10 protein-coding genes are annotated in these 7,831 nt (G+C 63.7%); 3 read left to right on the top strand and 7 right to left on the bottom strand.

All coding sequences use genetic code 11. The annotated features are described in order from the left end of the window. Window positions 1–295 (top strand): ATP-binding protein (locus KHY18_RS21820; RefSeq protein ID WP_213304849.1); only part of this gene is annotated, 295 nt, incomplete at its 5' end. 9 nt (window positions 296–304) lie between these two features. On the opposite strand, the gene KHY18_RS21815 is transcribed toward KHY18_RS21820, so the two are convergent. After that, entirely contained in the window at window positions 305–820 is a 516-nt protein-coding gene (locus tag KHY18_RS21815) for a nucleoside 2-deoxyribosyltransferase (protein ID WP_213304847.1), read from the bottom strand. A gap of 321 nt (window positions 821–1,141) precedes the next feature. On the opposite strand from KHY18_RS21815, the gene KHY18_RS21810 reads away from it, so the two are divergent. Both KHY18_RS21810 and KHY18_RS21805 read left to right on the top strand, forming a co-directional pair. Further along, a complete protein-coding gene (locus KHY18_RS21810) occupies window positions 1,142–1,534 on the top strand; it encodes a hypothetical protein (RefSeq protein WP_213304845.1) in 393 nt (130 codons plus the stop codon). 148 nt (window positions 1,535–1,682) lie between these two features. After that, entirely contained in the window at window positions 1,683–3,071 is a 1,389-nt protein-coding gene (locus KHY18_RS21805; RefSeq protein ID WP_249729295.1) for a metal-dependent hydrolase family protein, read from the top strand. A 482-nt stretch (window positions 3,072–3,553) separates the two neighbouring features. On the opposite strand, the gene KHY18_RS21800 is transcribed toward KHY18_RS21805, so the two are convergent. From KHY18_RS21800 to KHY18_RS21775, 6 genes are all read right to left on the bottom strand, one after another. Continuing rightward, complete coding sequence (locus tag KHY18_RS21800; RefSeq protein ID WP_213304841.1) at window positions 3,554–4,000, bottom strand: CesT family type III secretion system chaperone; 447 nt, start codon at window positions 3,998–4,000, stop codon at window positions 3,554–3,556. A gap of 145 nt (window positions 4,001–4,145) precedes the next feature. Then, window positions 4,146–5,186 carry a transcriptional repressor gene korB gene (locus KHY18_RS21795; protein ID WP_213304838.1) on the bottom strand — a complete coding sequence of 347 codons (1,041 nt, stop codon included), beginning with the start codon at window positions 5,184–5,186 and terminating at the stop codon, window positions 4,146–4,148. Beyond that, window positions 5,183–5,956, bottom strand: a complete 774-nt coding sequence (locus KHY18_RS21790) for a ParA family protein (RefSeq protein WP_213304835.1) — start codon at window positions 5,954–5,956, stop codon at window positions 5,183–5,185. The genes KHY18_RS21795 and KHY18_RS21790 overlap by 4 nt, the downstream gene beginning before the upstream one ends. Then, window positions 5,953–6,261 carry a transcriptional regulator KorA gene (locus KHY18_RS21785; protein ID WP_213304832.1) on the bottom strand — a complete coding sequence of 103 codons (309 nt, stop codon included), beginning with the start codon at window positions 6,259–6,261 and terminating at the stop codon, window positions 5,953–5,955. Before KHY18_RS21785 ends, KHY18_RS21790 begins: the two co-directional genes overlap by 4 nt. A 142-nt stretch (window positions 6,262–6,403) precedes the next feature. After that, a complete protein-coding gene (locus tag KHY18_RS21780) occupies window positions 6,404–7,171 on the bottom strand; it encodes an anti-sigma factor (RefSeq protein WP_213304828.1) in 768 nt (255 codons plus the stop codon). Next, window positions 7,168–7,734, bottom strand: a complete 567-nt coding sequence (locus KHY18_RS21775; RefSeq protein ID WP_249729294.1) for a sigma-70 family RNA polymerase sigma factor — start codon at window positions 7,732–7,734, stop codon at window positions 7,168–7,170. The genes KHY18_RS21780 and KHY18_RS21775 overlap by 4 nt, the downstream gene beginning before the upstream one ends. Between the last annotated feature and the right edge of the window lie 97 nt (window positions 7,735–7,831).

The following is a 7,831-nucleotide window of genomic DNA, read 5'->3' as shown; positions in this document are numbered from 1 at the left end:
GGACAACGCGCTGACGCATACCAACGCCGCGGTCGAACTCAGCGTGGAGCGCACGCCGGTTGCCGCGCTCGTGGTGCGCGACCATGGCGCGGGCGTGCCCACCGCGCAGCTGCCGCACATCCTGGAGCGCCATGTGCGCGCCGACAGCCAGCGCCTGGGCTATGGCCTGGGCATGTCCATCGTCGGCTCGATCGCGCTCAAGCATGGGGCGGCACTGGAGCTGCGCTCGCCTTTGGCCGATGGCAGCACGGGCCTGGAAGTACGGCTGAGCTTCGCACCGTCAGATATGGTTTGACGGCTTTTTTTAGCCGCTAAAATTTTCCAGCGCGCGCAATCGCGCCAGCGCCGCTTTCAAGCCCAGAAAATCCTGCTCGCTGCCATAGGCGATCGCCGTGAGGCTGTGGGCCAGCATCAGGTTCAGCGGCAGACCGAAATCCTCCACGGCGCTTTGCGCATCGAACAGCCGGCCATGGGGGCTGGACTGCACACGCTGCACGATGGTCGCCGCCGTGGGGCAGTAGCCCACGACGGGCTTGCCGCGCGCCAGCGCGTACGAGACTTCCCATACCGTGCCGCTGTCGGGCTCGAAGCCGCGAAAATCGCGCAGGTTCGCGACCACCGCATCGGCGCGGTCAATGAGTTCGCGGTTGGCCTGGTAGATGGCCAGCGACTGCCCCTGGGGCAGCGCCGAAATTTCCGCATCGAGTGGAAACAAGCCGACAAAGCCCGCATCTCGGCACACCTTCTGCATGCGCTGGCCATGCGCGCGCGCCTCGGGATAGAAAACTTCGGGCCCGGCCAGATAGACGCTTTTCGACATTCGGTTCACCTTGCAAGAATGTGCAGGCGAACACCGCGCGCCTGCAAGCCCATGGTAAGCGCAGGCAGCGCAGCGTTATTGCCGGCGAAGACCGGAATATTGCAACGCATGGCGGTAAATGAAGAGGGAAAATTCACCCCACTGCGGATAGAAACACACTATCCCAGGTAAATAACATTGCATTTCATAAATGGTTTGGGCGGATTATTTTCGACCCGTGCAGAGAAACCGCGTCCGTGTCACGTCACTGAAAAGCAATAACCCATATTATCCAGAACGTGATTTGCGCCTGCGAAGATTCCATGTAACACTGTATTTCACATGCATACCACCATTATTCAAGCCGCAGCCTGCGCTGCCTCCTTGTTGCTGTTGTCGGCAGGCGCCCAGGCCCAGGCCATACCGTTTGTGCTGCTCGATCAATCGGTGCTGATTCATATCCCGGCCAAGGATGTGCCTGATTTCAAATCGTTCGTCGGCAAGACCCTCAATGAAGGCGCGGCCGATACCGCGACCGAATGGAGCAGCAGCGCGCGCGCCGGCAAGCCTGCGGTCAAGGTGGTGCTCACGCCCAGTGCCAGAATACAGACCCAGTCTGCGGGCCAATGCCGTCAGCTGACGGGCCAGGTGAGCCAGGGCCGTAACGCAAACGCCTGGAACGTGCTGTTCTGTCAGCAGGCCAACGGCCACTGGAAAATCAGCGGCCTTAAATAGGCTGCGATATTCACTCATTCATTTCGCAGGCGAAGCTTCTCGCCCGCCATCCGCCTTTGCCCGGACGATGTTCATGGCTGATTCCTCCTCCCCATTTCCATGGCGCTTCGGACCTATCCGCGCCAGAGGCTGTGCCTGCAGCAGCGACATGTGCCAGCGCCTGCACCAGCGAATCACGCAAGACCTGTCGCGCCGCCAATTCCTGGGCGGGACGGCCGCACTGCTAGCGCCTTTTGCCTTGCCCCAGGTGGCCGCGCAGACGCCGGCGCTCCAAGCCCAGCGCCCGCTGCTGCTGCGCAATCTGCGCCTGTTCGACGGCTCGGGCCAGTCCGTGCGCGAAGGCCTGCAGGTGTTGATCCAGGGCCAGCGCATTGCCGAACTGCTGCCCGCGCAAGCGACGGTGGAGAACGCGCAGGTGATCGACTGCCGCGGCAAGCTGGTTCTGCCAGGCCTGATCGACACCCATTGGCACACCATGCTGGCGTCGATCTCGCAACTTTCCGCGGCCACGGCCGACCTGGGCTACCTCTATCTGGTCGCGGCCCAGGAAGCCCAACGCACCCTGATGCGAGGATTCACTTCGGTGCGAGATGCCGGTGGCCCTTCATTTGCCCTCAAGCGCGCTATCGATGAAGGCCTGGTCGCAGGTCCGCGCATCTTCGCCAGCGGCGCGATGATTTCCCAGACTTCGGGCCATGGCGACTTCCGTCTGCGCAGCGATGTGCCCCGGGCCGGCAACGCACCGCTGAGCCTGATCGAGAACATGGGCGTGGCGATGATCGCCGATGGCGAGGCCGAAGTGCTGCGCCGGGTGCGCGAGCAGTTGATGCTGGGCGCGGTGCAGATCAAGATGCTCGCCGGCGGCGGCGTGGCGTCCCTGTATGACCCGCTCGACAGCACGCAGTTTTCCGAACGCGAATTGCGCGCCGGGGTGGAAGCTGCGGGCGACTGGAACACCTATGTGATGACGCATGTGTACTCCCCCAAGGGAATACAGCGCGCCATACGCGCGGGCGTGAAATGCATAGAGCATGGACAGCTGGCCGACGAGGCCAGCGTGCGCATGATGCGCGATGAAGGCGTGTGGTGGAGCCTGCAGCCGTTCCTGCAGGATGCAGACAGCAATGTCTATGCGGACCCGGGACAGCGCGCCAGCCAGCAGCAGGTGTCCGAAGGCACGCAAAAAGCCTATGCCCTGGCGCAGAAATACGGCATCAAGACCGGCTGGGGCACCGATATATTGTTCAACCCGAAAAACACCGCGACCCAGGGCCGACAGCTTGCCAAGCTCACGCGCTTTTATGACCCATTGACGCTTCTGGGCCAGGCCACGGGCACCAATGGCGAACTGCTGGCATTGTCAGGCGCGCGCAACCCTTATCCCGGCGTGCTGGGCCGCATCGTGAAAGGCGCCTGGGCGGATCTCCTGATTGCCGACGGCGACCCCGCCGCCAATCTGGATTTTCTCGCCGATCCCGAGAAAAACCTGCATCTGATCATGAAAGACGGCACGATCCACAAGAACACCTTGCAGTAACGGCGGGCCGTTCATTACCCGCGCCATTCAAGGGAAGGGGCGAGGTTTCTGCGGCCAGCGATAGCGGGGTTTGAATGGGGGGCGCGTTAATGGGCGCGATTTTTTCTGGATGGCCGCGCCGATTGCAGGCCAAGCGCCGCCGGTTCTCACGCCTCTTCTATATGCCAGCGCGCAGGCAATATTGCCAGGCCCGCGTGCACCCGGCCCGCAATGGCTTTTTTCGGCCCAAGATCGTGGATATGTGTACGCTGGCCTGCAGCGCATCGGATACCTTGGCCAGAATCGCACCACGCACCGAGACCGCGGTATTCGCGCGCGCTCTGTGTGCGCCCGAGCCCACGGCGATCTGGCGATTGGCCAGGCCGCCGCGGTGGGTCAGGGCCTGAGCCGCCGGCCCGCCGGCCTGCGCGGGCGCCTTGACAGGTCCCTAGACAACGGGGGATTCGCAGCACGCATCGGCACACGATTGCAGTTGGGTTGGCTCAAACGGGTACGTGGGGCGCATCGTGGAAGAATTCCGGCAGCACAGCAATGGTCTGGTCCTGGGTGATGAAGTCCTGCCAGGCCAGACCGATGTCTGCGGTTTTGGCGAGCAAGACCGCCAGTCGATCGGCATCGAGCTCGCTCAGCAGCCGGCGCACGCTCAGGCTGACCGTGTGGTTTTCCAGCATGCCCAAGGTCGCGCCACTGGTACCGGTCCAGAGGTGGTTGGCTTGCAGCATGGTGCGAATGGCCAGGGCCCAGCGGCCCTCGCTGGGAATGCCAAGCAGGCAGCACAGGCACAGCTGCGCCTGCTCACCTTCACCTTCGAGCTTCAGGGAAATGGGCAGGTCATCGATGACAATCTCTTGCGAGGAAATCAGCGATGACGCCTCTAGACCAACTTCTTCTGCCAGCGCAGACAGAAGATCTTGATAGGGCGCAAACATAGGTGATCCCTTGACAAATCAGTACGTCACCTGAGTAACGCCCTGGCGGGCAAAGTTCCACCGTCAACGCATCTTTTTTTCCGCGCAGCCTGCAGCGGCCCTGCTGCACGCCAGGGCCTGCGCAAGCGCCCCGTCGCGCGTGGCCTTATGCCTGGCCTTCGAGCAAGGCGACCAGCGTGACGCTCTTCAGGCTGGCTTCGATTTCCTGGCCGTCGTCGTTGTACTTCAACCAGGCCAGGCCCTTGGAGGCCGGGCGGCGCTCGAGCATCAGGCGCGCGGCGCGCTGGTTGTGCAGCACATGGACCACGGCATTGCGCAGCGAATCGACCGCTGCCGCCGCCTTGCCGGACTTTGCCGGGGGCGCCATAGCCGGTGGCAGCACCGCCGGAGCAGCGGTTTTCGCGGCCGGCACGGGGCTGGGCTGCGCTTGGCTCTTCACATCGAGAAACTCGCGCAGCAGCTTGACCGAGCCGCGCGTGATTTCCTGGTTGGCATCACCGAGCCAGGCCGTCACGTCCTGCGGCGTCTTCTTGTACGCGGTCATCAGTTCATTGACCACGGTCACATCGCGCACGCGGCCGGTGTTGAACACCTGGGCCAGCGGCTCGGGCAGATCGAGCAGCGTCACATGCTGCGAAATGAAGGCCGGCGACTTGCTGATGGCCTTGGCGATATCGCCTTTCTTGATGCCCTTGGCGAGTTCGCGGCCGATGAAGTCGGCAATTTCACGCGCCGTCAGTTCATTGCGCTGCAGGTTCTCGACAACCTGATCGGCTTCGTTGTAGTCGTTGTCGATGAAGCCCGGAATCGTGACCAGGCCCGCGCGCTGCGAGCCGCGAAACCGGCGTGCGCCATGGTTGATGATGTAGCGGCCGTCGACGTCGGGGTTCTCGCGCACCGAAATCGGCGTCTTGACGCCGCGCAGCTGGATCGATGCCGCGAGCTCTTCGAGGCTGTGGTCGGAAAAGCCCGGGTTGTCCTTGGTGCGTGGCTGGTGCGGATCTTCATCGATCAGCGCCATCTCCAGGGCCAGCGGGCCGCCGCCTTGAACCACGGCTTCGGGGCCCGCGAGCAGCGCCGACAGGTCGCCCATTTCCTCCAGCCCCAGGCCGCCCATCACCGGGCCCGCCGGTTTCTTGGCGGCAGGAACGTAGGAAAATTTTTGCTTCTTCGCTGCAACTGTCATTGCGCAATCTCCATTTTGTCAAAGACATAGGCGGCCAGGCCACGCACTTCCTGCGTGGCCTTGCGGGCCGCGGTCTTGCGAATCTTCCAGACCGGAACACCAGAGGCCAGCGCATCCGCGATGCTGCTGCGCAGGCCGATGCTGACCGGAACAATCAATTGGGGGTAGGCCGCCTTGAGCTCGGCCAGGTGGCGCACATGGCGCGGATTTCGCGCATCGACCTTGGACGGCACCATGCCCAGGAACTGCAGGCTCTTGTTTTCCTTGCGCACGTTCATGATGGTCGTGAGCATCATCTTGATGCCCTGGATGCTGTAGGCCTCGAGTTCGATAGGCGACAGCACGCAGTCGGCCGCATACAGCGCGGCGACCAGGGCCACGCCCAGACCGGGCGCGGTATCGATCAGGCAGATGTCGAAGCCCTGTTCGGCCAGCGCCTCGATATTGGCCTTCATATTCTTCTTGGCCTTGGGCAAGGGCAGGAACACGGCGTTGGCCAGCTCGGGGTCGGCCTCGATCAGCACCAGGCGCGGACCATCTTCCTGCGCCTGGGCCGCCTGCTGCCAGCGATCGGCCGGCACCGGGCCGAACAGCTGGCTGGCCCTGGCCTCGATCTTGTACTGGCCCAGGGTGTAGGACGCATTGGCCTGGGTGTCGAGATCGATCACGGCCACGCTCAGGCCGCGCTCCAGAAAATCAAACGCCAAGTGCACCACACTTGACGTCTTTCCCACACCGCCTTTTTGCTGTGCTACGACCAAGGTCTTCATATTTTTGATCCGTTGTTCCTGGCCTGTGCGTCCTCGGCCCATTTCTTGACGATGAATGCCTGGTGCTGCGGCAGCACGGCAGACACGCGTTCATACCCTGGCGGAATATTGCTGCGCGCGAACACGCGCCAGACTCTATGCACGGCCTGCGACACCGCCCCCTTGCTCAAGCCCAAGGCCTGGACGAAGGACGCCTGCGTCTGCCCGCACACCAGCACACCATGGGCGATCTGCAGGGTTTGCGCGCCCACGTCCAGACCGCGGATGCAGGCCTGGAATTGCGCCTCGCTGAGCCGTTTTCTCATGGCGTTCACCCATTGTTGCAGACCCCATCAAATGCCGGCCACATGCCGGCCCAGGGCACTGGTTTAGCTAAACTTTGAGCCTCTGATTTTAGCTGCTGAAAGCAGTGAAAACAGCCCGATCGAAGGCTGTTTTTCACCGCATTCAGGATACCTTGACCGAGCGGCCGATGAAGTGGATGGGCCCGGTGGGTCGGCCTGTCGGCGAGCCCGTGGGCGGCTCCAGCGTCAGCTCGAACAACTGGTTGGCCTGCACGCCGGGAATCCGGTCCAGCGGCACCTCCACGCGCTCGCCCGGCTTGACCAGGCCCAGCGAAATCGGTGCATTCCATTCATCGGCCTTGGTCCACAGCTCCAGCGCCTTGTCGGCCGGAACCTCCATCGCACCCAAGGGAATCAGCTCGATCTTGCGAGCGCTGCTGGTCTGCATCACCCATCCCGGCGACTTATCCTGCGGTGCCACCAGCACCACCATATAGCGCGTGTCGGGCAGGGGTGCGGCCACCTTGAGCACCAGCAGCGCGGCGAGCAGCGTGGCCAGCGCGAAGCCTCCGGCCGTCAGCCCGCGCCACAGTGCGAGCGATTCGAAATCGCGCCACCACGGCAAGGCCTTGCGCGCCGCGCGCACGGGCGCCGCCGGCACGGGCGACGCAGCGGCTGCCTGCTCCAGGCTGCGCTCGATGCGCTGCCACAGATGGGCCGACGGCTGCACCGGCTCGACCAGCGACACCAGCGGCAAAAAGCGCTGCTGCCAGGCATCGACGGCTTCGCGCAGCGCCGGATTGCTCGGCAGCAGCGCGTCCACGGCCTGGCGCTCTTCGCGCGTGAGGGTGCCCAGCACATATTCTCCGGCCAGTGCTTGCTGCGCGCTGTCCGCGTTGTCGGGGAAACTCGGGGAAATCGTCTGATTCATGACATGCAGGCCCTGAGGGCCACGAGACTGCGTTGTATCCAGGCCTTCACGGTGCCCAGCGGGGCTTCGACACGTGCGGCGATTTCCTTTTGCGACAGGCCTTCGACATAGGCATACATGATGCAGTCGCGGCGCACCGGCTCGAGTTCGGCCAGGCAATGGCCTACGCGGCCCGCGCTGTCGGCCCACTGGTCCGAGCGGCTCACCGCTTCCCAGGCCGCGAGCGAGGCCTGGTCGTCGATCGCCTGCAAGGCTTCGTGCGGCACATCGGCATCGCGCGCGTCGTCGCGCCGCGCATTCAAGGCCAGGTTGCGCGCCACGCTGTAGATCCAGCCGCGCGCCGATCCACGCGCGGGATCGAAGCTCGCGGCGCGCGTCCAGATATTGACGCAGGCATCGTGCAGCACGTCTTCGGCCAGCGCGCCATCGCGCACGATGCGCCGCACCACGCCAAACAGGCGGCCGGCTTCCTGTTCATACAGCCTTTGCATCGCGCCACGCTCGCCCGCGGCGCAGGCGAGCAAGGTGGCCTCGTAGTCGAAATCATCGAAGTGAACAGGCAAGGTCTAGGCTCCAGACAAGTGAGATTTTCACGCCCATGGATCGCAGCGCCCCTGAAGCCGCGCGAGCGCGCCGCCAGGGATGCGACGTTGAAACGTG

Source organism: Acidovorax sp. CCYZU-2555 (assembly GCF_018413525.1).
Lineage (GTDB): Bacteria > Pseudomonadota > Gammaproteobacteria > Burkholderiales > Burkholderiaceae_C > Comamonas.
Note: the sequence above shows the minus strand (reverse complement) of the source record. Positions and strands in the feature narration are given on the sequence as shown.